The sequence below is a fragment of the Pseudomonas sp. R3-57 genome, assembly GCF_051132065.1.
Taxonomy (GTDB): domain Bacteria; phylum Pseudomonadota; class Gammaproteobacteria; order Pseudomonadales; family Pseudomonadaceae; genus Aquipseudomonas.
Map to the genome: position 1 here is coordinate 61,775 of NZ_CP071655.1, position 23,912 is coordinate 85,686.

A 23,912-nucleotide genomic window follows, 5' to 3' on the forward strand; every position below is an offset into this window, starting at 1 on the left:
GCCTACTCCTTGGCGACGCGTTTCATGTCCGCATCCATCATCATGCGGATCAAGCCATCCAGATCGGTTTTCGGCTTCCAGCCCAGCACCCGCTGAGCCTTGGCCGGGTTGCCGAGCAGCACTTCGACTTCGGCCGGGCGGAAGAACGCCGGGTCGATCTTCACAAAATCGCGGTAGTCGAGGCCGACGTGATCGAAGGCGATCCGGCACATTTCCCGCACCGTGGTGGTGACGCCGGTGGCGACCACGAAATCGTCGGGTTTTTCCTGTTGCAGCATCAGCCACATGGCTTCGACGTAATCACCGGCAAAGCCCCAATCGCGTTTCGCATCGATGTTGCCCAGAGCCAGCTCCTGCTGTTTGCCCTGCTTGATGCGTGCTGCGGCGTCAGTGACCTTGCGCGTCACGAATTCGATGCCGCGCAGCGGTGATTCGTGATTGAACAGAATGCCGCTGCTGGCGTGCAGGTTGAAACTTTCGCGGTAGTTGACGGTGATCCAGTGGCCGTAGAGCTTGGCCACGCCATACGGGCTGCGCGGGTAGAACGGGGTGTTTTCGTCCTGCTGCTCCGCCTGGATCAAGCCGAACATTTCGCTGGTCGAGGCCTGATAAAAGCGCGTGTGCGGACTGAACTGGCGGATCGCTTCGAGCAGATGGGTGACACCCAGACCGTCGACGATGCCGGTCGTGACCGGTTGATTCCACGAGGCGGCGACGAAGCTTTGCGCGGCGAGGTTATAGATTTCGTCGGGTTTGGCTTGAATGACTGCACGCTGTACCGAGCACGCATCGGCCATGTCACCGTCCAGATAGACGATGTCGGCTTCGACGCCCATTTCGCGCAGACGCCAGCGTGAGTCGCTGCTGCGTCGGGCGACGAAGCCGTAAACCGTGTAGCCCTTGTCGAGCAACAATTTGGCCAGATACGCGCCGTCCTGGCCGGTGATCCCTGTGATCAGTGCACTTTTGGTCATTCTTGTCGTACTCGCGTCTCCCAGTCGGACAGGATCGTCCGCAGGGATTGTTGTGTGGTAATGGCCGGCGCCCATCCGGTGGCTGCGGCCAGTTTTGCGTGGTTGCCGCAAACGCGACGCTGATCGGCACGGCGCATCCGCGCCGGGTCCTGAACCAGTTGCAACTCGACCTCGGCAAGGTCGCCCAGCTGTTCGATCAGGCTGCGAATGCTTTGCTCGCGGCCCGAACAAATGTTGTAGACCTGCCCGGGCGTACCGCTTTCAAGCAGCGCCAGATAGGCCGAGATGACATCGCCAACATCGAGAAAATCACGGGTCACGTCGATGTCGCCGACTTCCAGTTGCGGCCCTTGCAGACCGAGTTTGATGCGGTTTATCTGGCGCGCGGCACTGGCGATGACAAAGCTGTCTTTCTGCCCGCTGCCAATGTGATTGAACGGCCGCGCGACCAGTACCGGCCAGCCTTCGCTCAGGCCCCATTGCAGGCTGAGAAACTCGGCGGACAATTTGCTCACGGCATACGGGTTGCGCGGGCAGGGCGGGTGCTGTTCGGTGATCGGCAGAGCGCTTTCGCCGACCTGTCCGTAGACATCGCCGGAGCTGACATACAGAAAGGTGCCAGTGAAGCCCCGGGCCTTGAGCGCCTGCAACAGATTGAGGGTGCCGAACAGATTGATGGCGAGGGTGCGTGCCGGATCGCGGAAGGCTTCAGGAACGAAGGTTTGTCCGGCCAGATGAATCACCGCGTCGGGCATTTGCGGCCAGAGGTCACTGAGGCTCTCGGCGTCCGTCAGGTCATAGGGCGCTGCGGCAGGCAGCAACTCCCATGTCGAATCAGGCGAGGCCAGACGAGACTGAAGATGTTGTCCCACGAAGCCGGTCAGGCCCGTGACGAACAGACGTTTTTTCAAGCAGCGACCCCTTGGTCTTGAACTTGCGCACTTTCCCACAGAGTTTAAGGAGAGGTCTGTCAGACCGATGGAAAAACCGGCTGAAAGACGGGCGAAGTCCGTTGTTGTAGTTGTTTGTGCCCAATCTGTGCCAATTACGCGGCAATTTCAACAGGGCAAACCGTGACCGGTCAGTTCTCGTCAGCGTAGCCGGATTTATTCTCGGCGGGCGGTTCCCGGAGCTGCGATGGATGTGTTTAGAATGGCCCTCGTCGCCATTCCCCAGGTTCGCTGCGGGTATTGCGCAACAGGGTGAAACCGACCACTAAAACAAGAACGAAGACGTGTCTGAGGTAGTTGGGGATCAGCAGCGGCAATGCCGGCTGAAACCCGTGCCCGGCCGTCACAGCATGAGGTTGCCGGGACGGCTGCTTCATCGTGGGATGCCATGAATTTCATTCTTTACTCGGACGTCAACGATCGCTCCATCAGTCAAAGTCTGGGGCGGCCGGAATACAGTTACTACTTCGTGCTCAAGGCCTATCGCCCGGTGCTGGAAAGCCTTGGCCAGGTGCATGTGGTGGCCTCGCCTGACGACGTCGATCCGTTGTATCTGCAATTGCGTCAGGGCGGTGAAGACTGCCTGTTCCTGTCGTTTGCGCCGCCACACAAAACCCCGACCGGGCTGCAATGCCCGATGGTCTGCGTGATTGCCTGGGAGTACGACTCGATCCCCAGCGAATTCGCCGCCGGCGATGAACGCCAGGACTGGCGCCCGATGCTCGCACGCCATGGCCGGGTAATCACCTTGTCCACCCACACCGCGCAGGCCATTCGCCGCAGCCTCGGTGCAGATTTCCCGGTACTGGTATTGCCCACGCCGCTATGGGAGCGCTTCGCTCAAGTGCGCCAGGACTACCCCAGTGTCCCGGTAAACCCCGGCAGTACCTTGCAGATCAAGGGCTGCATCATCGACAGCCGCGCATTGGGCCTGTCGGCCGATGGCTTGATCGCACCGATTCACAATGAACAGGAGCTGGAGATCCGGGGCCTCGCGGAACCAGCCGATGAGCCGCCGCCCGAGCCGGAACCCCCGCCCGAGCTGACCCTGCGGCGAAGGCTTTTGATCAGCAAGCATTATTTGCGTGAGGGCTACCGGGCGCTGACGACGCCTTCCGAGCACAGACCGCTGTTTCTGCTCAAGCACAACCTGTTGCAGTGGTATCGCGAGGCGCTCAGTGATCTATTCACCGGGGCTGACCCGCAGGCGCTCGCCGCTGCGCCCGCACCTGCTGTCGATTGCTTGCCCGTCACGGTGGAACAAGCACAAGCGCAAGAGCAGACCGAACACCCGCAAGCCGTACTGCCCGACACCAACGCTCAGGTGCAGATCGACGTCAGCGGTGTGGTGTATGTCAGCGTGTTCAATCCAGAGGACGGGCGCAAGAACTGGCATCACTTGATCACGGCGTTCTGCTGGGCCATGCGCGATGTCGAAGACGCCACGCTGGTGCTGAAAATCACCCAGAACGACCTGTCGAGTTACTACGTTCATCTGATCACGTTGCTCTCGCAACTGTCGCCGTTTGCCTGCCGGGTGGTGGTGATGCACGGCTATCTGGAGAACGAGGAGTTTGCCCGCCTGTATGGCGCCGCCAGTTTTTACGTCAACGCATCGCGCTGCGAAGGGTTGTGCCTGCCGTTGATGGAATTCATGTCCTGCGCGCGACCGGTAATCGCGCCTGACCACACCGCCATGGGCGATTACATCGACGAACGTGTCGGCTTCATCGTCAAATCGAGCCGCGAGCCGACCATCTGGCCGGAAGACGTGCGCATCCTCTATCGCACCCTGCGCCATCGTCCTGACTGGGGCTCATTGAAAGCCGCTTATGAAAACAGCTACGCCATGGCCAAACACCGTCCAGAGGCTTATCAGGCGATGGCGGCCGCGGCCAGTGAACGCATGCGTGAATATTGCGGTTTCGCTCCGGTGCAGCAGCGCGTAAAGACATTTTTCGACCAGCAGGCGACAAGTGAAATTACGCCCGTAGCAATCAAGAGCGGGGCGGCCTCATGCTGATCATCATTCATTCGGAAACCAACAAGAGCAACATCCAGCAGAACCTCGGACGGCCCGAGTACAGCTATTACTTTGTGCTCAAGGAGTTCCGCCCGGTGCTGGAGCGCATCGGTCAGGTGATCGAAGTCAGCAATCCTGACGAACTGGTCGACCGCTTGTATTTCGACTGCCAGAGCCGCGGCGAGGACTGCGTTTTTCTGTCGTTCTCGCCACCGCATCGCACGCCGATTCATTACGCATGCCCGACCATTCCAGTGTTCGCCTGGGAGTTCAGCACCATCCCCACCGAGAGCTGGCAGGGTGAACCACGGCATGACTGGAGGGTGGTCTTGCAAGCGTGCGGTCGGGCGATCACCCATTCGACGTTCACCGTCAACGCGGTGCGCGATGTGATGGGGGCCGACTATCCGGTGTGCGCGATTCCCGCACCGGTGTGGGACCGTTTTGCCGCGCGCGGTGAAGCATTGCTCAAGCGCCCGGTGGTGGAGGGCGTGACGCTCAATCTGCGTGGTTTGCTGATCGACAGTCGCGAGACGGATCTGCGTCCATATGGCCCGCCGGGGTTGTGCGAGGGCACGCCCATATCCTTTGACGCCCCGGCGCAGGATTGCCCGTTGCAGTTGGACGGCGTGGTCTACACCTCGGTGTTCAACCCTTACGACGGACGCAAGAACTGGCAGGACATGATCAGTGCGTTCTGCACCACGTTTCGCGAGGTCAGCGATGCGACCCTGGTACTGAAACTGACTCACCACGACATCGCCAATGCACTGACCGACATGCTCCATCACTTGTACAAAAACCAGTTCTACAAATGCCGGATCGTGCTGATCCACGGCTATCTGGCCGACGCCGACTACGAAGCGCTGGTGCAGGCCACCAGTTACGTGGTCAACAGTTCCTATGGCGAAGGCCAATGCTTGCCGTTGATGGAGTTCATGTCCTGCGGCAAACCGGCGATTGCCCCGGTCAACACGGCGATGGCCGATTACATCAGCGGCGACAACGCCTTTCTGGTCGATTTCACTGAAGAACTCACGGCTTGGCCGCATGACCCGCGCGCGGCCTACCGCACCCTGCGTTACATGACGGACTGGGATTCATTGTGCGTGGCCTATCGCGACAGCTACGCGGTGGCGAAAAACGATCCGCAGCGTTACGCCGCCATGTCCGCCGCAGCGGTGCAAAGCCTGCAACGCTTCTGCAGCCAGGCCAGCACCGAGCAACGCTTGCGCGCCTTCCTCGAGTCGCCGTTGCCCGCCGTCGCGCCGTTGCCTGCACAAGCTTCGCTCGCATGATCCGGCGCCTGCTCGCGCGATGGCTGCCGACACGCGCCGCGCAACCTGTGGCGGAACCGCCGGCAACGCTGTCGCCGCGCGATGTCGGTTTGCACGACGCGGTGCTCGACGGCTGGTTCCTCAACGACAGCGGCGAGTTGCTCAAGGGCTTTGCGATCACTGCCGACGACAGTGTGCTTGACGTCGGTTGCGGCGAGGGCGTGGCAACGCTGTTCGCCGTGCGTCAGGGGGCTTCGGTGATCTTCACCGACAGCGAACACGACAAGGTGCGTGACCTTGCGCAGCAGGTCGAGGCACACGGCGCAAAAGCCAGTCTTGGTCTGGTCAGTAACAGTTTGCCGTTGCCGCTGGCGGACGGCTGCGCGAGCAAGGTGGTGTGCATGGAAGTGCTGGAACACATCGCCGAACCCGAGCCGTTCATGGCCGAGCTGGTGCGCATGGGACGTCCCGGCGCGCAGTATCTGCTCAGCGTCCCGGCACCGGCCGGTGAACATCTGCAGAAAGGCATCGCCCCGGCCAGCTACTTCCAGTCACCCAACCATGTGCAGATTTTCAGCGCAGAGCGCTTCGCCGCGCTGGTGCAGGAGGCGGGTCTGGTGATCGAGCATCGTCAGGCCAGCGGCTTTTTCTGGGTAATGGGCATGATCTTTTTCTGGGCCGGCGAACGCGCCGCCGGGCGTGATCCGGGTGGTGCGGTGCGAGACCGCATCCAGCCGCCGTTCATGCCATTGATGGAAAGCTGGGCGCGAACCTGGCAGGACTTGCTCACGCAGCCTGGCGGACTGGCGATCAAACAGACCCTTGACAGCTTCTTGCCCAAGAGCCAGGTGATCATTGCTCGAAAGCCACTCGATGTCGGGGATGCGCCATGAGCGGCAAACGCATCATGGACATCGAAGTGCTGCGCGCCATCGCGGTATTGGGTGTGCTGTTTCACCACTTGCAGGACAGTCTGTTCACCGATGTGGTGCCGCTGCTGGCCAAGATTCATGTATGGGCGCAGCCGTGGTGGGGCGTCGACCTGTTTTTCGCCATCTCCGGTTTTGTCATCGCGCGCAGCCTGATCCCGGCCTTGCAAGGCTGCACCAGTCGCCAGCAATACTGGCAGCAGACGCGCAATTTCTGGCTGCGCCGGGCCTTTCGCTTGTTGCCGTCGGCCTGGCTATGGCTGGCGCTGATGTTGCTGGCGTGCCTGTTCGTCAACCGTTCGGGAGCGTTCGGTACGCTGTCAGCCAACTTGCAGGCGAGCCTCGCCGGGGTCTTTCAATACGCCAACTTTCGCTTCGCCGACAGCTTCTTCCGTTACGAATACGGCAGCAGTTTCGTCTACTGGAGTCTGGCGCTGGAGGAGCAGTTCTACCTGCTGTTTCCGCTGCTGATCGTGCTGTTTCGCAAGCGTCTGGTGTGGGTGTTGCTGGCGCTGGTCGCGGTGCAGATTTTTACGCTGCGCACGCCGTTGCTGATGGTGGTGCGTACCGACGCGCTGGCCCTCGGCGTGCTGCTGGCGATGTGGAGCGTGCAGCCAGGCTATCAGCGCTGCCGACCGGACATTCTGCGCCGGCCGTGGCTGGGGATTGGTGCGTTGATCGTGATCGCTGCGTTGCTGAGTTTCATGGCCGCCGACCGCTTCACCTTCGCCTGGTATCGCATCGGTTCCATCGCCGTTCTCAGCGCGGTTCTGGTGTGGATCGCCTCGTATGATCGTGACTATCTGATGCCAGCCGGTGCGGTGCAGCGCCTGCTGGGATGGATCGGCAGCCGTTCCTACGGCATCTATCTGATCCACATACCTGCCTATCAACTGGTGCGAGAGTTGATCTTTCGTTTGCAAAGCGCCGGTCTGCCCAGCCCTGCCGGCCACCCGATCCTGACGCTGCTGATCGCCTTCGGCCTGATCGTGCTGCTCAGTGAGCTGAATTACCGTCTGGTCGAAATGCCCATGCGCAACCGCGGTGCCGCACTGCTGCGACGCCTCGGTACCGCGCGATCCGCCGTCCCTGCCACTGGAGCCACCTCATGTTGAGCCTGTTGAAAAAACTCACGGCGGCGACGCCAGCCCCGGCGTCGACGCAACCGGTTGCGCCAGCCGCCAGCAAAGTCGATCCGTACATGCTCGGCTTGTACGATGCCAAGCTCAGTGGCTGGTTCAACCAGGAAACCAACGAGCTGTTCAAAGGCTTCATGGTGTCTGCCGACGACACCTTGCTCGATGTCGGTTGTGGCGACGGCGGCAACGTGCATTTCTGCGGCATGCGCGGGGCGAAAATCATCATCGCTGACATTGATGCTGCCAAGGTCGAGGCGACCCGTCAGCGCCTGAGCGATACCCCGGCGCGGGATGTCGAATGCCATGTCACCGATTGCAACCCGCTGCCAATTGCCGATGCGACGGCCACGCGCGTGGTATCCACCGAGGTGATCGAACACGTCGACGACCCGGCGCAGTTTCTCGCCGAGCTGGTGCGCGTCGGTAAACCGGGTGCGTTGTACCTGTTGAGCGTGCCGCATCCCAGCTCTGAAGATCTGCAAAAAGACATCGCCGCGGCCGAGTATTTCCAGAAGCCCAACCACATCCGCATCCTCAGCGAAGAGCAGTTCAAGACGCTGGTCAGCGACGCCGGGCTGGAGATCATCAGTCACAGCCAGTACGGTTTTTACTGGTCGATGTGGATGCTGCTGTTCTGGGAAGCCAAAGTCGATTTCAGCAATCCGGACCATCCGTTGCTCAATCACTGGGCCGAAACCTGGCAAGCGCTGCTGGACTCGCCGCGCGGCGCACAGATCAAGCAGGCACTGGATGCGGTCGTAGCGAAAAGCCAGGTGATCATCGCGCGCAAGCCCTGACACATCCCTACACGGGTTTTGTGTAACCTTGCGGCCTCGTTCTCCAGGATCTGCAAGGTATGCGGCGTCCCGTCGGCCTATGTATTTTGATGCTGCTGTGTGCCTGCAAACCGCAGGATGCGCCGCCCCTCGACCAGCAACTGTATGTCTGGCAACGCCAGTGGACACCTGCCCACGAGGTAGCGTTGCGCAACAGCCACGCTGATTTTTCGACGCTGCGGGTGCTGGCACTGCAAGCCTTTCCGAACGCGGGCTGGAGCCGGGCGCGGATCGATGCGCCGTTGCTGAAGGCCGATGGCCGGGCGTTGATCGCGGTGATACGGCTCGACGGCCAACTCAAGGCGCTGGATCAGCAACGGGTTACGGGGCAGATTCTGCAAGTGCTCGCCGATTGGCAGGCGCAAGGCTTGGCAGTGAGCGGCATCGAGATCGACCACGATGCCGGTAGCGCGCGTTTGCCGGCCTACGCTGAATTCCTCCAACAGCTGCGCTCGGCATTGCCGGCGACGTTACCGCTGAGCATCACCGCGCTGCCGGCCTGGCTCGACAGTCCGCAACTACCTGTGCTGCTGCAAACTGTCGACAGCAGCGTGCTGCAAGTGCATGCGGTCAGCGATCCTCGGCGCGGTCTGTTCGATCCCGAGCAGGCGTTGAAGTGGTCCAGGGCCTGGGCCCGCATCACTGACAAGCCGTTCTATCTGGCGTTGCCGGCCTATGGCGTGGCGTTGTTGCCGGATGACGGTGGTGCACCGGTGGTGGAAAGCGAAGTGCAACTGGAGCGGGGCGGTCAGCGTCGGGAACTGCTTGCCGATCCGCTGCAATTGAGCCGGCTCGGCCAAACATTACGTGATGATCCGCCGAAGCATCTTGCGGGGCTGATCTGGTTTCGCCTGCCGCTGGCCAATGATCGCCGCGCCTGGAGCCTGACCACGCTGGCGGCGGTTGCCCGTGGCGATCAACTGACCAGTCGGCTCGGCGTGACGCTCAGCGAACACGCCGGCCTCTACGACATCCAGCTCGTCAACACGGGCAATCTCGACAGCACCTGGCCTGCGCAAATTACCCTGAAGGCAAAAAACTGCGAGGGCGCCGATGCGCTCGCCGGTTACTCGTTGCAACAAAGTGCCGATCTGCTTACCTTCACCCGCCTGCGCGACGGCCGCTTGCCGGCGGGCGGACGACGCGCCATCGGTTGGGCGCGTTGCGCCAATATTGATCAAGGAGGTTCGCATGTTGTCCCGTAACTGGTCGCGTCATCTGCTTTGCGTGAGCCTCAGCCTGCCGCTGGGTTCGGCGCTGGCCTGCGGGCCGGATTTTCCGATGCGCCTGCTCGACGATCGCGGTCAGACCCTGGCCGATCTGCCTGAAGGCAATTTCAATTTCGAGCTCAGTCGTCTGGTTAAAACCATCGCCGGGCTGAAGAACGCAACCGCCGTCACGCACAATCCCAACGATCTGTACGGCGAAGAAAACGCTGCCGCCATCGCTCGGGAGCAAGCCGAGCAGGCAGGCCTGAGCGCCGAGCAGCAAGCCTTGGTCAAACGACTGCGCGGGCTGACCGATGCGCATCAGGTCGAAGCGCAGGGCGCCAGTCTGCCCGAGGAAATCCGATGGTATGTTGCCGGCGCCGTAGCCTTTGCGACCGGTGATCATCAACAGGCAATCGAATACTTCAACAAAGTGCTAGCGCTGCCGGCCGATCAGCGTCCGCTGCGCAGCACTTGGGCGGCGTATTCGCTGGGCCGCACATGGCTGGCGGCGAGCGCCGAGGTCACTGATGCGATCTCCGCACTGGAGCAGGCACGCGCAGCGTACCGCCAGACACGGCAGCTGAGCGTCGATGGCTTCAGTGATCCGCTGGAGCTGGGCGTGGCCAGCCTCGGCGAGGAAGCGCGGGTGTTGCGCAGCGCCGGTGACTGGAGCGGCGCCATCGGATTGTATGAGGCGCAGAACCTGCACGGCTCGGCGGTGGGTTACACCTCGCTGAAACAATTGATGAATGAACTGGCGGAGCTGCCCGAGGCTGAGCTGGCGAAACTGCTTGAGCATAAAGCGGTGCAGCAACTGGTCACGGCGTCGCTGGTCAGCCGCCAGGGCTGGTCATTCGGTGATCAGCCGCCGAACGAAAAGAAACTGGTGAAGCTGCTGCAAAACAGCACCCGTGGCAGCCTCGACAATGCTGATCGTCTGGCGGCGATCAGTTATCAACAGGGGGATTACGCGAGCGCCAAAGCCTTTCTGAAAAATGCTGGAGACGGCGGACTGGCCTGGTGGTTGCGGGCCAAACTGGCCGTGCGTGACGGCGACAAGAATGCCGCTGCGGCGGCGTATTCGAAAGCCGCGCAAGCCTTTCCGCAGACTGAGGACTGGGGTTACCGACGCACACCGGACTGGGCCTATGAAACCGTGCAGCCGAAGTGCCGGGTCGAGGGCGAGAGCGCGATTCTCGCCTTGCAACGCGGTGAGTACCTGCAAGCGTTCGTGCAGTTGTATCGCAGCAACAACGTCTATTGGTTTGACGCCGCGACCGTGGCCGAGCGCGTGCTGACGGTCGATGAGCTAAAACGCTACGTCGACGAAAACGTCCCTGCGCCGCCAGCGCTGACCCCGCAGGAGCGCGACAACTATGTGCCGCTGCCGGTGGCGGCCAGCTTGCGCAATCTGCTCGGTCGGCGCCTGCTGCGCGAAGGCCATTACCAGGAAGCGGTGGCTTATTTCGACAACCCGGACCTGCAGAACAAGGCGCGCCTCTACGGCGAACAACGCCTGAAGGCTGACGCCGCGTGGTGGCCGACCAAGCGCGCGAGTGCCTTGTACAACGCCGCGTGGACGGCCCGCGAATGGGGCATGGACATTCTCGGCTACGAAATGGCCCCGGATTACGCCACGTTCGGCGGCAATTACAGCCTGGAAAGCGCCGAGCTGAAAGTCGGACAGCTGGTGTCCGAGGCGGAAGTGCAACGCCAGCAGGCCAGCGCCGCGAAGCCGGATCAGCGTTACCACTATCGGTTTGTCGCTACCGAACTGGCCGGTCGCGCCGCCGATAACCTGCCGCATACCAGTCAGGCCTTTGCCGCGGTGTTGTGCAATGCGGCCGGCTGGAACAGCAGCCTGCAAGACCAGAGCGCGCTGTATCAGCGTTACGTCAAGCAAGGCCCGTACGTGCCATGGGCGGTGGATTTCGGCAACCAGTGTCCGTACCCGGATTTCGAAAACGCCGACAAGCGTTACGTGACGCAGGTCACCGATGCCGTGCGCGCGTCGCTGCGGCCGTACAAGTGGCCGGTGCAGATCGGCGCGCTGGCGCTGCTGGTCGCTGCGGCGTTGTTGTTGATCAGTCGTCGCCGACACAAGGCGGGCAAAGGCTAGGCCTGCTGGACAAAGGTCAGGCGCACGGCGAAGCCGATCAACAGGCTGCCAAACAACCACTGCTGCACGCGCTGGGCCGTTGGATGATGCTGCAGCCAACGGCCCAGCGCGGCCCCGGTCAGGGCATAAGCGCTGTCGAACATAAAGCCGATGCCGACCAGCAATCCGCCGAGCACGGCAAACTGGCTGAGCACCGGCGTGCCGTCGTTGACGATGAACTGTGGCAACAGCACCGAGCAGAACAGCAAGGCCTTGGGGTTGAGCAGGTTGGTCAGCAGACCTCGGCGAATGGCCGTGCGCCATTGCCTGTGGCTGTTGCTGACGGCTTCAGCGTTCAGCGGCGGCAACAATGTGCTGCGCAGGCAGTGCAGGCCGATCCATAGCAGATACGCCGCGCCGGCCAGGCGCACCGCCTCGAAGGTCCACGGTGCTGCCTTGAACAGCGCCGCCAGTCCCAATGCGGCGAGCGCTACATGGCAAGCGCGAGCGACGCCCAAACCAATGGCGGTGGCCAGTGCCGGGCCGCGACCCTGACGGGCTCCAGTCTGCAGCAGCAGGATCATGTCCGGGCCGGGCAATAAAAGCACCACGGCCAATGCGAGGAAAAACAGCCAGAAATTGGTCATGTTTGCAGCCCTTGTGCAGCGGATTCGGTGGGCCAATTCTAGGGCCGAAGGCGGGCGCAGGTGCTTGCGTAGTCAGCTTCAAAAGCGCTCGATTTTGGCATAACCTACTGGCTTTCCACGTCCAGACCATCGGAATCATGCCAACCATGAAACTCGACGCTTTCGATCGCAAGATTCTCGCCGCGCTGCAACGCAACGGCCGCTTGAGCAATGTCGAGTTGGCGGAGGAAATCGGCCTGTCGGCCTCGCCGTGCCTGCGCCGCGTGCGCATGCTGGAAGAGGCGGGGGTGATTCGCGGTTATCAGGCCAATCTCGATCGCGATGAAGTCGGACTGGGGCTGACGGTGTTTGTCGGGGTCAAGGTCGAGCGGCACAACGAAGAACGGGCCAATGCGTTCTACGCCGCCGTTACCGCATTGCCGGAGGTGATTTCAGCGTTTCTGGTGTCGGGCGAGTCGGATTTCCTGCTGCAAGTGGTGGTGCCGGACCTGCGTGCCTATGACCGTTTTGTCAGCAGTCATCTGCTGAAACTGCCGGGAGTCAGCGACATTCGCAGCAACTTCGCCATTCACACGGTGAAGACGCCCGGGCCTTTGCCGCTGGGGCATCTGCCGGCTTGAAAATGGGGTGCCTTCATCGCTAGCAGGGCTAGCTCCCACAGGGTTTCGGTCAACCACAAAATGGCTGTTCGCTTGATAACCACTGTGGGAGCCAGCCTGCTGGCGATGGCGACAGCCCGTTCAACGCTTACATCTGTGTCGCCATCCCCTCAACATTCATTGCCGCCTGGCGTAGCGCCTCGGAACGGGTCGGATGCGGGTGACAGGTCAGGGCAATGTCTTCAGCCGAGGCGCTGAATTCCATCGCCACGCAAAACTCGCCAATCATCTCGCTGACACTCGGCCCGACCAGATGCACGCCGAGCACTTCATCGGTGCGCTCATCGGCGAGGACTTTGGCAAAGCCCTCGGTTTCGTGATTGATCTTCGCCCGGCTGTTGGCGGTGAAGGGAAATTTGCCCACCTTGTAGGCGCGACCTTCAGCTTTCAGTTGCTCTTCAGTCTTGCCGACGCTGGCCAGTTCCGGTTTGGTATAGATCACGTTGGGGATCAGGTCGTAATTGACCTCGCCGGCCTTGCCGTGGATTTGCTCGACACAGGCCATGGCTTCGTCCTCGGCCTTGTGCGCGAGCATCGGTCCGGACGTCACGTCGCCGATTACCCAGATACCGGGGGCTTCGGTGCGGTGTTGTTCGTTGGCAAGCATGCCGCGCTTGTCAGTACTCAGTCCGACATTTTCCAGCCCCAGACCTGCGGTGTAGGGACGGCGACCGATGGCCACCAGCACGTAATCGGCCTCCATTAACTCGGCGCTGCCGCCCGCGGCGGGCTCGATGTTGAGCTGCACGCCACTGGAAGAGGACGTGGCGCTGGTGACTTTCGAGCTCAGTTTGAAGTTGATGCCCTGTTTGCCTAGCGCGCGCTGCAAGGTTTTACCGGCCTCAGCGTCGACACCGGGGCAGATGCGGTCGAGGTATTCGATCACCGTCACCTGCGCGCCTAGCCGTCGCCAGACTGAGCCAAGCTCCAGCCCGATCACGCCGGCACCGATGACCACCAGATGGCGGGGCACTTCACTCAGGGACAGCGCACCGGTGGAATCGAGGATGCGCTGGTTGTCGATTTCGACGCCGGGCAGGGGAGTGGGCTCTGAACCGGTGGCGATGATGATGTCTTTCGCGGCCAGTTCGACCTTGTTGCCCTGAGTGTCGGTCACGCTGACTTTGCCGGGGCCATCGATGTGGCCCCAGCCCTTGATCCAATCGACTTTGTTTTTGCGAAAGAGAAACTCGATGCCCTTGGTCAGGCCAGCGACGCTTTCGTCTTTCTGTTTCATCATCTGCGTCAGATTCAGCGTCGGTTTGACCTCGATGCCGAGGTTGGCGAATTCCGTACCCATCGCAGCGTCGTACAGTTCCGAGGCATGCAGCAAGGCTTTGGAGGGCATGCAGCCGACATTCAGGCAAGTGCCGCCGAGCGTTGCGCGCCCTTCCACGCAAGCAGCCTTGAGGCCCAACTGACCGGCGCGGATCGCGGCGTTATAGCCACCGGGGCCGCCGCCTAGAATCACCACGTCATAGTTGCTCATGCGCTTGCTCCTGCTCGATGGATGCGGATCGTTGACGTTAGTCATCAATTAAAATTACGTACGTAATATGTGCGCATTCGGACATTTCGGTCAAGGCTTCAGGCAAGCGACAGGTCTGGCATCTTTGAATAAGCGCAATTGTGGACGAATATTTCACGCTTTTCGTTATATCGTAACGACACGAACGCGGGCCAATCAGTTTGGGGTGATATGCAAGTCGATCTGCAGGTTGAGGGCACGCAAGTGGCCGGACTGCCACGGTTCCAGCAGGCAGCCGTACAGGGCCGGCGGCTACGACGTTGGGCGTTGGGTCTTGGCGGGTTGGCAGGGGCGGGCGTGGTGCTGGCGCTGTTTGTCGGGTTGTTCGCACCGCAGTCCTTGTGGCAACCGTTATTGCTCAATCAAAGTGCCGCGTTGCTGGTGTTGGTCGCGGGGTTGCAATCGGCGTGGTGGCTGACGCAATGGCGAGCACGAGCGATCAATCCAACGCCCTCGACTGCGCTTGCAGACGAAGAAGTTTCACCAGCAGATGGCTGGTACGAACGATTGCTCGATCGCCTGAGCCAGCGCGGCCTGCATCTGCTCGGCCAGATTGGCGCAGCGACGTTGTGGCTGGCCAGCTGGGCGTTGCTGACGCTGCTCAGCGTTGAACAAGCGTGGAACCTGACATTGCCGAGCGCGGCGATGGGCCTGTCCGCCACCGTGGCAGCAGCGCTGGGGTTGCTGTTGGCGTTCGGTTTGCTGGTGTTCGAACGGCAACTGGCCCAGGAGAACCCGGCACTATGGCCGGAAGCGGGATCGGTGGCGCAACTGACGCGGGTGGCGATCATCACGCTGATATTGAGCGCGCTGTGTTTGTTGTTCGCGGGCGAAAATGCGGTCTGGCCGGTGCGTGTCGCCGTGCTGAGCGGGCTCTTGCCGGGCCTGGTCGCGGTGGAATTTTTATTGCGTGCCATGCTTTCGCTGTTCAGCCCGCGCCGCGAGCAGCTCGAACCGACGCTGCTGGCGCGCAGCTTTGTCGCCGACATGCTGCGCTGGCCACCGCAACCCTTGCTCGCCTTGCAGCACGAATTGCACAACCGTTTTGGCATCGATCTGCGGCAAATCTGGGCGTTCAGTTTTATGCGCCGGGCATTGTTGCCGGTGTTGGCGCTGGTGGCGGTGATGGGTTGGCTGCTCACCGGCATTCATGAAATTCCCTTACAGGGCCGGGGTATCTACGAACGTTTCGGCAAACCGGTGCAGGTGTTCGGCCCCGGTTTACAGGTGGGGTTGCCTTGGCCGCTGGGGCGCGTGTTGAGCGTTGAAAACGGCGTGGTGCATGAACTGGCAACCAGCGTCGGCGAGAACCCGGCACCGCTGCAAGCCGATCCTGCCGAAGGTCCGGCACCGGCGACAGCCAACCGCTTGTGGGACGCCAGTCACGTCAATGACAAGTCGCAAGTCATCGCCAGCCGTCGCGGTGAGCAGCAGAGCTTCCAGATCGTCAACATGGACGTGCGTTTCGTCTATCGCATCGGCCTGAGCGATCAGGCCGCGTTGGCCGCTACCTATAACAGTGCCGATGTGCCGACGCTGATTCGCAGCACCGCCAGCCGGATTCTGGTGCACGATTTCGCCTCGCGTACGCTGGACGGTTTGCTCGGAGAGGACCGCGTCGACCTGGCCGAGGAGATCGGTCGCGCGGTGCAAAGCGATCTGGATTCACTCAACAGCGGCGTAGAAATTCTCGCCACGGTGGTCGAAGCGATTCATCCGCCGGCCGGTGCAGCCAATGCCTATCACCGCGTGCAAGCCGCACAGATCGGCGCGCAGGCGTTGATTGCCCGCGAGCGGGGTGCCGCCGCCGAAGCAAGCAATCAGGCGCAATTGCAGGCCAGTCTGGCGCGCGATCTAGCTATCGCCAACGCGCGGGAAACCAGTGCCACAGCGCAGGCAGCGGATTCGAAATTCAGCGCCGAACAAAAGGCCTTCGCGAATGCCGGTCAAGCCTTTGTGCTCGAGCAATATCTCGGTCAGCTCAGCCAAGGCTTGAGCAAAGCGCGGCTGCTGATCCTTGATCACCGACTGGGCGGCACCACCAACGCGCCGACCATCGACCTGCGAAATTTCACGCTGCCGGCTGACCTGACGCCCGCGCGCACCAACGCTCAACCAGGAGTTGCCCATTGAGCCAGTCGCCTACTCACGATTCGCATGACCACAGCGGCCACGATCACGGCCATGGCGGGCATCACCACCCTCACGGGCATCACCATCACCACCACGGTGCGCCGCAAGAGGCTGGACCGTTTCCGTGGCGACGCATGGGCTGGGCTGCGTTGCTGGTTGCATTTGCGGTTGCAGCGGCGAGCCTGGTGCAAGTGCGCTCCGGCGAAGCCACAGTGATCACACGCTTCGGCAATCCAGCGCGAGTGTTGCTGGATCCGGGCCTGAGCTGGCGCTGGCCGGCGCCATTCGAGGCGGCCATTCCGGTGGATCTGCGTTTGCGTACCACCTCCAGCGGTTTGCAGGATGTCGGTACCCGCGACGGCTTGCGCATCATTGTCCAGGCTTACGTGGCGTGGCAGGTGCAGGGCGACGCGGACAATGTGCAGCGTTTCATGCGCGCCGTGCAAAATCAGCCGGACGAAGCAGCGCGGCAGATTCGTACCTTTGTCGGCTCGGCGCTGGAGACCACGGCAAGCAGTTTTGACCTGGCAAGTCTGGTTAACACCGATGCCAGCCAGGTGCGCATCGCCGATTTCGAGGCGCAGTTGCGCCAACAGATCGATCAGCAGCTACTTGCTACTTATGGCGTACGCGTCGTGCAAGTCGGCATCGAGCGTCTGACCTTGCCGTCGGTCACGCTCACGGCCACCGTCGATCGCATGCGTGCGGAACGTGAAACGATTGCCACCGAACGCACGGCGATCGGTAAACGTGAAGCCGCGCAGATCCGTTCCGCTGCCGAACGCGACGCACGCATCGTGCAAGCTGACGCGACGGTAAAAGCTGCCGACATCGAAGCGCAATCCCGCGTCGAAGCAGCGCAGATTTATGGCCGCGCCTACGCCAGTTCACCACAGCTCTATAACTTGCTGCGCTCGCTCGACACCCTTGGCACGATCGTCACGCCAGAAACCAAACTGATTTTGCGGACCGATGCGGCGCCGTTTCGCGTGTTAATCGACGGGCCGCCGGCACTCGACAATAAAGCCGGATTACAGCCATGACTGATGACGTTCCACGTGGAACACAAACATTGAACAGTCCATGGATTCAGGCTGGACGCCTGGCATTTCTTGCCTTGTACGCGGTGACGGTGCTGGCCGCGCTGGCTTGGGCGTTTTCCAATGTGCGGCAGATCGATCCGCAAGATCGCGCAGTGGTTTTGCATTTCGGTGCGCTGGATCGCATTCAGAACGCCGGCCTGCTCATGGCCTGGCCACAGCCGTTTGAACAAGTGATCCTGCTGCCGGCAGCGGATCGGGTGATCGAACGGCGCGTGGAGAACCTGTTGCGCAGCGATGAGGCGTTAAGGGCAGATCGGGTCGCTTCGTTTGCCACGCCGTTGAGTGATGCGCTGGCGGGCTCTGGTTATTTATTGACCGGGGATGCCGGTGTCGTGCAATTGGACGTGCGAGTGTTTTACAAAGTCAGCGACCCGTACGATTTCGTTGTGCAAGGCAATCATGTCTTGCCGGCACTGGATCGACTGGTGACTCGTAGTGCGTTGGCACTGAGCGCCGCGCGCGACCTGGACACCATTCTGGTTGCACGTCCGGAGCTGATCGGTGCGGACAGTCAGGCCGCCGAGCGCCGTGAGCGGTTGCGCGGTGATCTGGTCAGAGCGATCAATCAGCGCCTGGCTGAACTGAAAGCGGGCGGGCAGGGCATTGGTGTCGAAGTGGCGCGGGTCGATGTGCAATCGAGTCTGCCTGAGCCTGCGGTGAGCGCTTTTAACGCAGTCCTGACCGCCAGCCAGCAAGCCGATAAAGCTGTCGCCAACGCGCGCACCGAGGCGGAAAAACTCACCCAGACCGCCAACGAACAAGCCGACCGTACGCTGCAGATTGCCCACGCCCAGGCCGGCGAGCGCTTGGCCAAAGCGTCGGCAGATACCGCCACGGTTGCGAGTCTGGCCAAGGGTGCCGACCCGCAGTTGCTCTTGCGTCTGTACCGCGAGCGCATGCCGAAGATTCTCGGCCAGGCCGGTTCGGTGACCACGGTCAATCCGAAAGACGATTCCCGCCTGATCATTCAGGGAGCCAGCCAATGACTACGACCGCCGCCACGCCGAGCCTGTTGTCCTCGGCCGAACAACGCCGCGCCGCACGGCAACTGACCCTGGCCATGCTTGCGCTCGGTTTGCTCGGGCTCGGCCTGGTCTGGCGTTGGTGGCTGCCGGAGCAAACCGGGGTCAGCCAATTGCTGCTGGGCTTTGCCTCGTTAATGGTCGGGGTGTCGGTGATGCGCTCGGCGTGGTACAGCCTGCGCTATCCGAGCCTGCATGGCATTACCGATCAATTGATTGCGCTGGCCATGCTTGGCGCTTGGGCAACCGGCGATCTGCTCACCGCAGCGTTGCTGCCGATCATCATGATTTTCGGCCATGTGCTGGAGGAACGCAGTGTCATCGGTTCGCAGGAAGCGATTCACGCCCTCGGGCAACTGACACGTAGCCATGCGCGAAAAATCCAGGCGGATGGCTCGGTCATCGAAGTCGACAACGGCATCCTCAAGCCCGGCGATACCGTCGAGGTGCGGGCCGGTGATCGGGTGCCAGCGGATGGTCGGGTTCTCTCCGGTCAGGGCAGTCTCGATACCGCGTCGATCACTGGCGAATCAGTGCCGGTCGAGGCGGGCGTCGGCATGACTGTGTTTGGCGGTGCGATCAACCTCGACGGCTTACTGCGTATCGAAGTGACGCGCACCGGTGACGAGTCGACCCTGGGCAAAGTCATCGCACTGATGCAAAACGCCGAACGCTCGAAACCGCCGATCACCCGACTGCTCGAACGTTACGCCGGCAGCTACATGATCCTGGTATTGCTGCTGGCAGCCGTGACCTGGTTCATCACCAACGACGCACAAGCGATGCTTGCAGTGCTGGTTGCCGCTTGCCCCTGCGCGCTGGTGTTGTCGGCACCCGCCACAGCGATTGCCGGTGTGGCAGTCGCGGCGCGTCACGGCATATTGATCCGCAGCTCGGCGTTCCTTGAGGAACTGGCTGATCTGACGTCCCTGGTGGTCGACAAGACCGGAACGCTGACCTACGGCACCTTGCGTCTGCAATCTATCACCGGCGCAGCAGCGGATCACGCGGCGGCGAAGACCTTGGCGGCCAGCCTCGGCGCAGCCAGCAGTCATCCGGTCAGCAGCGCCTTGGCCGGCCTCGTCACTGCGCAAGACTATCTGCCTTTGAGCGGGATTCAGGAGCGGCAGGGGCTCGGCGTTGTTGCTACGACCGCGCAGGGCGAAGCGGCACTCGGACGCCCGGAGCTGTTCGCGCAGTTGGGCATCAGCACCACACCCGTCCCAGACCACGATGGGCCGATTGCCGGGCTGGCCTCGAACGGTGAGTTTCTGGCCTGGCTGCTGTTGGCCGACAGCGTCAAACCGGAGGCTCGCTTTGCCCTCAGTGAATTGCGTGAGTTGGGTCTCGGCCGGCAGCTGTTGTTGACCGGCGATCGTCAGAGCGTCGCGAACTCGCTGGCACAGGAGGTCGGCTTGCACGAGGTCGAGGCGCAAGCCTTGCCGGAAGACAAGCTCAATCGCGTACTCAATGAAATCGACAGCGGCTTCCGGCCAATGGTGGTTGGCGACGGTATCAACGACTCGCTCGCACTCAAGGCTGGCGTAGTTGGCGTGGCGATGGGCGCGGGCGGCGCGGACATCGCGCTGGCCTCGGCCGATATCGTGCTGATCGGCAGCGACCTGCGCCGGCTCGGCACTTGTGTGCGCCTCAGCCGTCAGTGCCGCAGGACATTGCAGGTCAACGTGATCATCGGCTTGGGCTGGACGCTGGCAATCGTCGTCTTCGCGGCATTTGGCTGGCTTGGTGCAGCCGGGGCGATGATTGCTGCACTGCTGCACAACCTCAGCACCTTGCTGGTCCTTGGTAATGCCGGTCGCTTGCTGCGGTTTCAGGAACCGTTGTCGAAAATGGATGATGAGCTTTGAAACGATTTGTAACGAACTGCTGGCCAAGTTAGCAGTCATTGGAAAAGAGGGCGCTCCATTTCAAGCCGTCATCGGTTGGAAGTCGTGGGTGCAGGATGGCCTGTTGGAGCGTCTGCGACGATAGCTTCGGTTAATCAATTCGATAGCCTGCTATTTTTCCGCGATGGTCTACCCTCAGATCTGACGTCTGAAACAAGGGGGGAATTTCCATGCTCGCGCAACTTCCACCGGCCTTACAGAACCTGCAGCTTCCGCTTCGCCTGCGACTCTGGGACGGCCATGAATTCAATCTGGGGCCGACGCCCAGCGTCACCATCGTGGTCAAGGACCCACAGATGGTCACCCAGTTCACCCATCCAAGCCTCGATGCGCTGGGAGCGGCTTTCGTTGAAGGTAAACTTGAACTGGAGGGCTCGATCAGCGAGGTCATCCGCGTCTGCGATGAACTGAGCAGCGCCTTGCTCGACGAAGACGAAGGCAGTCAGCCGGTGCGTGCAGTGCACGACAAGGAAACCGACGCCAAGGCCATCTCGTACCATTACGACCTTTCCAATGCCTTCTACCAGCTGTGGCTCGACAGCGACATGGTCTATTCCTGCGCGTATTTCGAGACCGGCAGCGAAACCCTCGAGCAGGCGCAACAAGCCAAATTTCGCCATCTGTGCCGCAAGCTGCGCTTGCAGCCGGGCGAGTATCTGCTGGATGTCGGCTGCGGCTGGGGTGGGTTGGCGCGATTCGCCGCACGGGAATTCGGCGCCAGAGTCTTCGGCATCACGCTGAGTCAGGAGCAACTGAAGCTGGCACGCGAGCGGGTCAAGGCTGAGGGGCTGGAAGATCAGATCGAACTGCAATTGCTCGACTACCGCGATCTGCCTCAGGACGGTCGTTTCGACAAGGTCGTGAGTGTCGGCATGTTCGAACACGTCGGCCATGCCAATCTCGCCGAATACTGCAAAACCCTGTTTGGTGCGGTGAAGGAGGGTGGCCTGGTGATGAACCACGGCATCACCGCCAAGCACACCGATGGCCGGCCGGTTGGGCGCGGCGCGGGCGATTTCATTGAGAAATACGTGTTCCCCAACGGCGAGCTACCGCACCTGTCCATGATTTCGGCGCAGATCAGTGAAGCCGGGCTGGAGATTGTCGACGTGGAAAGCCTGCGCCTGCATTACGCGCGTACGCTGGACCATTGGAGCGAGCGACTGGAAGACAACCTCGAAGCCGCTGGCAAACTGGTACCGGAACAGGCGTTGCGTATCTGGCGCCTGTATCTGGCCGGCTGCGCTTACGCGTTTGCCCGTGGCTGGATCAATCTGCACCAGATCCTCGCAGTGAAAGCGCATGCCGACGGCAGCCATGAACTGCCCTGGACCCGCGACGACATTTATCACCCGTGAGGTCGAAGGCGTCTTCTCCAGACGCCTTACAGGATCGGTGATATCAGCCGGGCGATCCGCATGCCGACTTGTTGCAGGCGGTGGATCTCCCGGCTTTCTTCCTTGGCGACTTCGTAGGCCTGGGCAAAGTCCGCTTCGAGCATGTGTTCCACACTGGCGGCGAAGGCGCTGTCGACGGCCAGCAGCATGACCTCGAAATTCAAACGGAACGAGCGGTTATCCAGGTTGGCGCTGCCGATCGCGCTGATCTCGCTGTCGATCAACACCACTTTCTGATGCAGGAAACCGGGCTCGTACCGAAACACCCGCACGCCGGCGCGCACTGCTTCAAACGCATAAAGACTTGAGGCTGCGTAAACGATGCGATGGTCCGCGCGCGACGGCAGCAGCAGGCGCACATCGACGCCGCGCAGCACGGCCAGTCGCAGTGCGGCGAACACCGCTTCATCCGGAATGAAATACGGGCTGGTGATCCACACCCGCTCGGTGGCGGCGTGAATCGCCTCGACGAAAAACAGCGAGCAGGTTTCATAGGCATCCGCGGGGCCGCTGGCGAGCAACTGGCAGAGCACACCATCCTCCGGATAGGCATCCGGGAGGATCAGCGGCGGCAGCGATCGTGCGGCCCAGAACCAGTCTTCGGCGAAGGATTCCTGCATGCTCGCCACGACCGGTCCGCGGACTTGCACATGGGTATCGCGCCATGGTGCCAGCGGTGGTTTCTCGCCCATGTACTCGTCGCCGACGTTGTGTCCGCCGACAAACCCGACGATGCCGTCGACCACGACAATCTTGCGGTGGTTACGAAAATTGACCTGAAAGCGGTTGAGCCAGCCACTGCGCGTGGCGAATGCTTTCACCGCAACGCCGCCGTCGCGCAATGCCTGCACGTAACTATGGGGCAGGGCGTGGCTGCCGATGCGGTCGTAGAGCAGATGTATCGTCACGCCTTCGGCGGCTTTCTTCAGCAGCAGATCGCGCAAGCGTTGCCCGAGCCGATCGTCGTGGATGATGAAGAACTGCACCAGCACGGCTTCTTTGGCTTGTTCGATCGCACTGAAGATTGCCTCGAACGTGGCTGCACCGTTTATCAACAGCCGCACTTCATTGTTGGCCAGGCACGGCATGCGCCCGAGTTTGGGCATCGCACGCAACGAGGCATAGGCGTTGGAAGCACGCGCGGCGAGGGCTTCCTCGACCCACGGGCGCCAGTTCAGCTCGGAGATGGCCACGCGCATCTGTTCGTTGGCCTGGCGCCGCGCCTTGATGTAACCGTCGAAGGTGCTACGGCCGAAGACCAGATAGGGAATCAGCGTGAGGTAGGGAATGAAGATCAGCGACAATGCCCAGGCAATCGAACCCTGCGCAGTGCGCACGGTGAGTACCGCATGTATCGCGGCGATCGATCCGAGGGTGTGAATCAGCGCGATCAGATAACCGAAAATGTGCGGTCCAAAATAATCCATGGGGCAGCCTTGCTCCGGAAGATGCAATGCTTAACAGACCATGTTCGGCGGCGAATGTCGCTATTTAATTGGTCCATGAACCGAAGCAAGCGGCCGGCGTCTAACGGCCACTACTGATCAGGAGTTTGTCGATGAACGTTCGTCTGCTGGGTTTGGCACTGGGCCTGGGTTTGGCATTGCCGGTGGTTGCGCAAGCGCAGATGCTGCAGCCGGGGCTGTGGGAAATGACCTCGAGCAATTTGAAAGTCGACGATCAAGCGATGGATGTGCAGTCGATCCTTGGGCAGATTCAAGGCCAGATCACGCCGCAACAGCGTGCGGCACTGGAGAAGAACGGCATTAACATCGGCGGCAAAGGCATCCGCGCCTGCCTCACGCCGCAGCAAGTGGCGACCAACGATATCCCGCTGGCCGATCCACAATCGGGCTGCAAACAGCAGATCACCGAGCGCACCGGCAACCAGTGGAAATTCCGTTTCAGTTGCCCGAAAGCGCAGGGCACCGGGGTCGCGACCTTCCTCAGTGATCGCGAATTCACCACCGTCGCCAACGGCACGTTCAACGCCATCGGGATCAATCAGAAGGGTAGTCTGGAAACCCGCGCGGTGTGGTTGGGTCAGGATTGCGGGACGGTGAAGCCCCGCGCTTGATG

Annotated in this window: 19 protein-coding genes; 14 read left to right on the forward strand and 5 right to left on the reverse strand. The window is 61.5% G+C overall.

Going from position 1 to position 23,912, the window contains the following annotated elements; translation table 11 throughout:
* Nucleotides 1-2 precede the first annotated feature (2 nt).
* Nucleotides 3-974, reverse strand: coding sequence for a GDP-mannose 4,6-dehydratase (gene gmd / locus J3P93_RS00280; RefSeq protein WP_434594101.1), 972 nt, complete (start codon nt 972-974; stop codon nt 3-5).
* Nucleotides 971-1,885 (reverse strand): GDP-mannose 4,6-dehydratase, encoded by a 915-nt coding sequence (locus J3P93_RS00285; protein WP_206414406.1) that lies wholly within the window; start codon nt 1,883-1,885, stop codon nt 971-973. The genes gmd and J3P93_RS00285 overlap by 4 nt, the downstream gene beginning before the upstream one ends.
* Nucleotides 1,886-2,312: 427 nt before the next feature.
* Between J3P93_RS00285 and J3P93_RS00290 the strand changes: the two genes are divergently transcribed.
* The 7 genes from J3P93_RS00290 to J3P93_RS00320 are packed head-to-tail and all read left to right on the forward strand — an operon-like array spanning nt 2,313 to nt 11,458.
* Complete coding sequence (locus tag J3P93_RS00290; RefSeq protein ID WP_434594105.1) at nt 2,313-3,947, forward strand: glycosyltransferase; 1,635 nt, start codon at nt 2,313-2,315, stop codon at nt 3,945-3,947.
* Nucleotides 3,941-5,245, forward strand: a complete 1,305-nt coding sequence (locus J3P93_RS00295; protein WP_434594107.1) for a glycosyltransferase — start codon at nt 3,941-3,943, stop codon at nt 5,243-5,245. Before J3P93_RS00290 ends, J3P93_RS00295 begins: the two co-directional genes overlap by 7 nt.
* Entirely contained in the window at nt 5,242-6,117 is an 876-nt protein-coding gene (locus J3P93_RS00300) for a class I SAM-dependent methyltransferase (protein WP_434594110.1), read from the forward strand. The genes J3P93_RS00295 and J3P93_RS00300 overlap by 4 nt, the downstream gene beginning before the upstream one ends.
* Nucleotides 6,114-7,268, forward strand: a complete 1,155-nt coding sequence (locus J3P93_RS00305; protein WP_434594113.1) for an acyltransferase family protein — start codon at nt 6,114-6,116, stop codon at nt 7,266-7,268. Before J3P93_RS00300 ends, J3P93_RS00305 begins: the two co-directional genes overlap by 4 nt.
* Nucleotides 7,262-8,089 carry a class I SAM-dependent methyltransferase gene (locus J3P93_RS00310; RefSeq protein WP_434594116.1) on the forward strand — a complete coding sequence of 276 codons (828 nt, stop codon included), beginning with the start codon at nt 7,262-7,264 and terminating at the stop codon, nt 8,087-8,089. The genes J3P93_RS00305 and J3P93_RS00310 overlap by 7 nt, the downstream gene beginning before the upstream one ends.
* Before the next feature lie 59 nt (nt 8,090-8,148).
* Nucleotides 8,149-9,333 carry a DUF3142 domain-containing protein gene (locus tag J3P93_RS00315; RefSeq protein WP_434594119.1) on the forward strand — a complete coding sequence of 395 codons (1,185 nt, stop codon included), beginning with the start codon at nt 8,149-8,151 and terminating at the stop codon, nt 9,331-9,333.
* On the forward strand, nt 9,320-11,458 hold the full coding sequence (locus tag J3P93_RS00320; protein ID WP_434594122.1) for a hypothetical protein: 2,139 nt from the start codon (nt 9,320-9,322) through the stop codon (nt 11,456-11,458). The genes J3P93_RS00315 and J3P93_RS00320 overlap by 14 nt, the downstream gene beginning before the upstream one ends.
* Here J3P93_RS00320 and J3P93_RS00325 read toward each other — a convergent pair.
* A complete protein-coding gene (locus tag J3P93_RS00325; RefSeq protein WP_434594125.1) occupies nt 11,455-12,084 on the reverse strand; it encodes a LysE family translocator in 630 nt (209 codons plus the stop codon). The two genes, J3P93_RS00320 and J3P93_RS00325, sit on opposite strands and share 4 nt — an antisense overlap.
* A 146-nt stretch (nt 12,085-12,230) precedes the next feature.
* Here J3P93_RS00325 and J3P93_RS00330 point away from each other — a divergent pair, with 146 nt between their 5' ends.
* The gene (locus J3P93_RS00330; RefSeq protein WP_090287752.1) at nt 12,231-12,704 is read left to right on the forward strand and encodes an Lrp/AsnC family transcriptional regulator; all 474 of its coding nucleotides are present in this window, start codon (nt 12,231-12,233) and stop codon (nt 12,702-12,704) included.
* Nucleotides 12,705-12,831: 127 nt separating this feature from the next.
* Here the strand turns inward: J3P93_RS00330 and lpdA are convergent, their stop codons facing one another.
* On the reverse strand, nt 12,832-14,232 hold the full coding sequence (lpdA, locus tag J3P93_RS00335; protein WP_434594129.1) for a dihydrolipoyl dehydrogenase: 1,401 nt from the start codon (nt 14,230-14,232) through the stop codon (nt 12,832-12,834).
* Between the two features lie 210 nt (nt 14,233-14,442).
* On the opposite strand from lpdA, the gene hflK (J3P93_RS00340) reads away from it, so the two are divergent.
* The 5 genes from hflK (J3P93_RS00340) (at nt 14,443) to cfaB (ending at nt 21,794) form a co-directional block, all read left to right on the forward strand.
* Nucleotides 14,443-16,404: a protease modulator HflK gene (gene hflK, locus J3P93_RS00340; protein ID WP_434594132.1), complete on the forward strand. Its 1,962-nt coding sequence runs from the start codon at nt 14,443-14,445 to the stop codon at nt 16,402-16,404.
* Nucleotides 16,401-17,447, forward strand: a complete 1,047-nt coding sequence (hflC, locus tag J3P93_RS00345) for a protease modulator HflC (protein ID WP_434594135.1) — start codon at nt 16,401-16,403, stop codon at nt 17,445-17,447. Before hflK (J3P93_RS00340) ends, hflC begins: the two co-directional genes overlap by 4 nt.
* Complete coding sequence (gene hflK / locus J3P93_RS00350; protein WP_434594138.1) at nt 17,444-18,493, forward strand: protease modulator HflK; 1,050 nt, start codon at nt 17,444-17,446, stop codon at nt 18,491-18,493. The genes hflC and hflK (J3P93_RS00350) overlap by 4 nt, the downstream gene beginning before the upstream one ends.
* Complete coding sequence (locus tag J3P93_RS00355) at nt 18,490-20,397, forward strand: cation-translocating P-type ATPase (RefSeq protein ID WP_434594141.1); 1,908 nt, start codon at nt 18,490-18,492, stop codon at nt 20,395-20,397. The genes hflK (J3P93_RS00350) and J3P93_RS00355 overlap by 4 nt, the downstream gene beginning before the upstream one ends.
* A gap of 209 nt (nt 20,398-20,606) precedes the next feature.
* A complete protein-coding gene (gene cfaB, locus J3P93_RS00360) occupies nt 20,607-21,794 on the forward strand; it encodes a C17 cyclopropane fatty acid synthase CfaB (protein WP_434594144.1) in 1,188 nt (395 codons plus the stop codon).
* A 26-nt stretch (nt 21,795-21,820) separates the two neighbouring features.
* Here the strand turns inward: cfaB and cls are convergent, their stop codons facing one another.
* Nucleotides 21,821-23,260 carry a cardiolipin synthase gene (cls, locus tag J3P93_RS00365; RefSeq protein ID WP_434594146.1) on the reverse strand — a complete coding sequence of 480 codons (1,440 nt, stop codon included), beginning with the start codon at nt 23,258-23,260 and terminating at the stop codon, nt 21,821-21,823.
* A gap of 131 nt (nt 23,261-23,391) precedes the next feature.
* On the opposite strand from cls, the gene J3P93_RS00370 reads away from it, so the two are divergent.
* A complete protein-coding gene (locus J3P93_RS00370) occupies nt 23,392-23,910 on the forward strand; it encodes a DUF3617 domain-containing protein (RefSeq protein WP_042608032.1) in 519 nt (172 codons plus the stop codon).
* Nucleotides 23,911-23,912 lie beyond the last annotated feature (2 nt).

What these genes read in the sequence shown, in the direction of transcription:
- gmd (WP_434594101.1), bottom strand. Translation starts at nt 974, where the DNA reads ATGACCAAAAGTGCACTGATCACAGGGATCACCGGCCAGGACGGCGCG.
- J3P93_RS00290 (WP_434594105.1), top strand. Translation starts at nt 2,313, where the DNA reads ATGAATTTCATTCTTTACTCGGACGTCAACGATCGCTCCATCAGTCAA.
- J3P93_RS00295 (WP_434594107.1), top strand. Translation starts at nt 3,941, where the DNA reads ATGCTGATCATCATTCATTCGGAAACCAACAAGAGCAACATCCAGCAG.
- J3P93_RS00300 (WP_434594110.1), top strand. Translation starts at nt 5,242, where the DNA reads ATGATCCGGCGCCTGCTCGCGCGATGGCTGCCGACACGCGCCGCGCAA.
- J3P93_RS00305 (WP_434594113.1), top strand. Translation starts at nt 6,114, where the DNA reads ATGAGCGGCAAACGCATCATGGACATCGAAGTGCTGCGCGCCATCGCG.
- J3P93_RS00310 (WP_434594116.1), top strand. Translation starts at nt 7,262, where the DNA reads ATGTTGAGCCTGTTGAAAAAACTCACGGCGGCGACGCCAGCCCCGGCG.
- J3P93_RS00315 (WP_434594119.1), top strand. Translation starts at nt 8,149, where the DNA reads ATGCGGCGTCCCGTCGGCCTATGTATTTTGATGCTGCTGTGTGCCTGC.
- J3P93_RS00320 (WP_434594122.1), top strand. Translation starts at nt 9,320, where the DNA reads ATGTTGTCCCGTAACTGGTCGCGTCATCTGCTTTGCGTGAGCCTCAGC.
- J3P93_RS00325 (WP_434594125.1), bottom strand. Translation starts at nt 12,084, where the DNA reads ATGACCAATTTCTGGCTGTTTTTCCTCGCATTGGCCGTGGTGCTTTTA.
- J3P93_RS00330 (WP_090287752.1), top strand. Translation starts at nt 12,231, where the DNA reads ATGAAACTCGACGCTTTCGATCGCAAGATTCTCGCCGCGCTGCAACGC.
- lpdA (WP_434594129.1), bottom strand. Translation starts at nt 14,232, where the DNA reads ATGAGCAACTATGACGTGGTGATTCTAGGCGGCGGCCCCGGTGGCTAT.
- hflK (WP_434594132.1), top strand. Translation starts at nt 14,443, where the DNA reads ATGCAAGTCGATCTGCAGGTTGAGGGCACGCAAGTGGCCGGACTGCCA.
- hflK (WP_434594138.1), top strand. Translation starts at nt 17,444, where the DNA reads ATGACTGATGACGTTCCACGTGGAACACAAACATTGAACAGTCCATGG.
- J3P93_RS00355 (WP_434594141.1), top strand. Translation starts at nt 18,490, where the DNA reads ATGACTACGACCGCCGCCACGCCGAGCCTGTTGTCCTCGGCCGAACAA.
- cfaB (WP_434594144.1), top strand. Translation starts at nt 20,607, where the DNA reads ATGCTCGCGCAACTTCCACCGGCCTTACAGAACCTGCAGCTTCCGCTT.
- cls (WP_434594146.1), bottom strand. Translation starts at nt 23,260, where the DNA reads ATGGATTATTTTGGACCGCACATTTTCGGTTATCTGATCGCGCTGATT.
- J3P93_RS00370 (WP_042608032.1), top strand. Translation starts at nt 23,392, where the DNA reads ATGAACGTTCGTCTGCTGGGTTTGGCACTGGGCCTGGGTTTGGCATTG.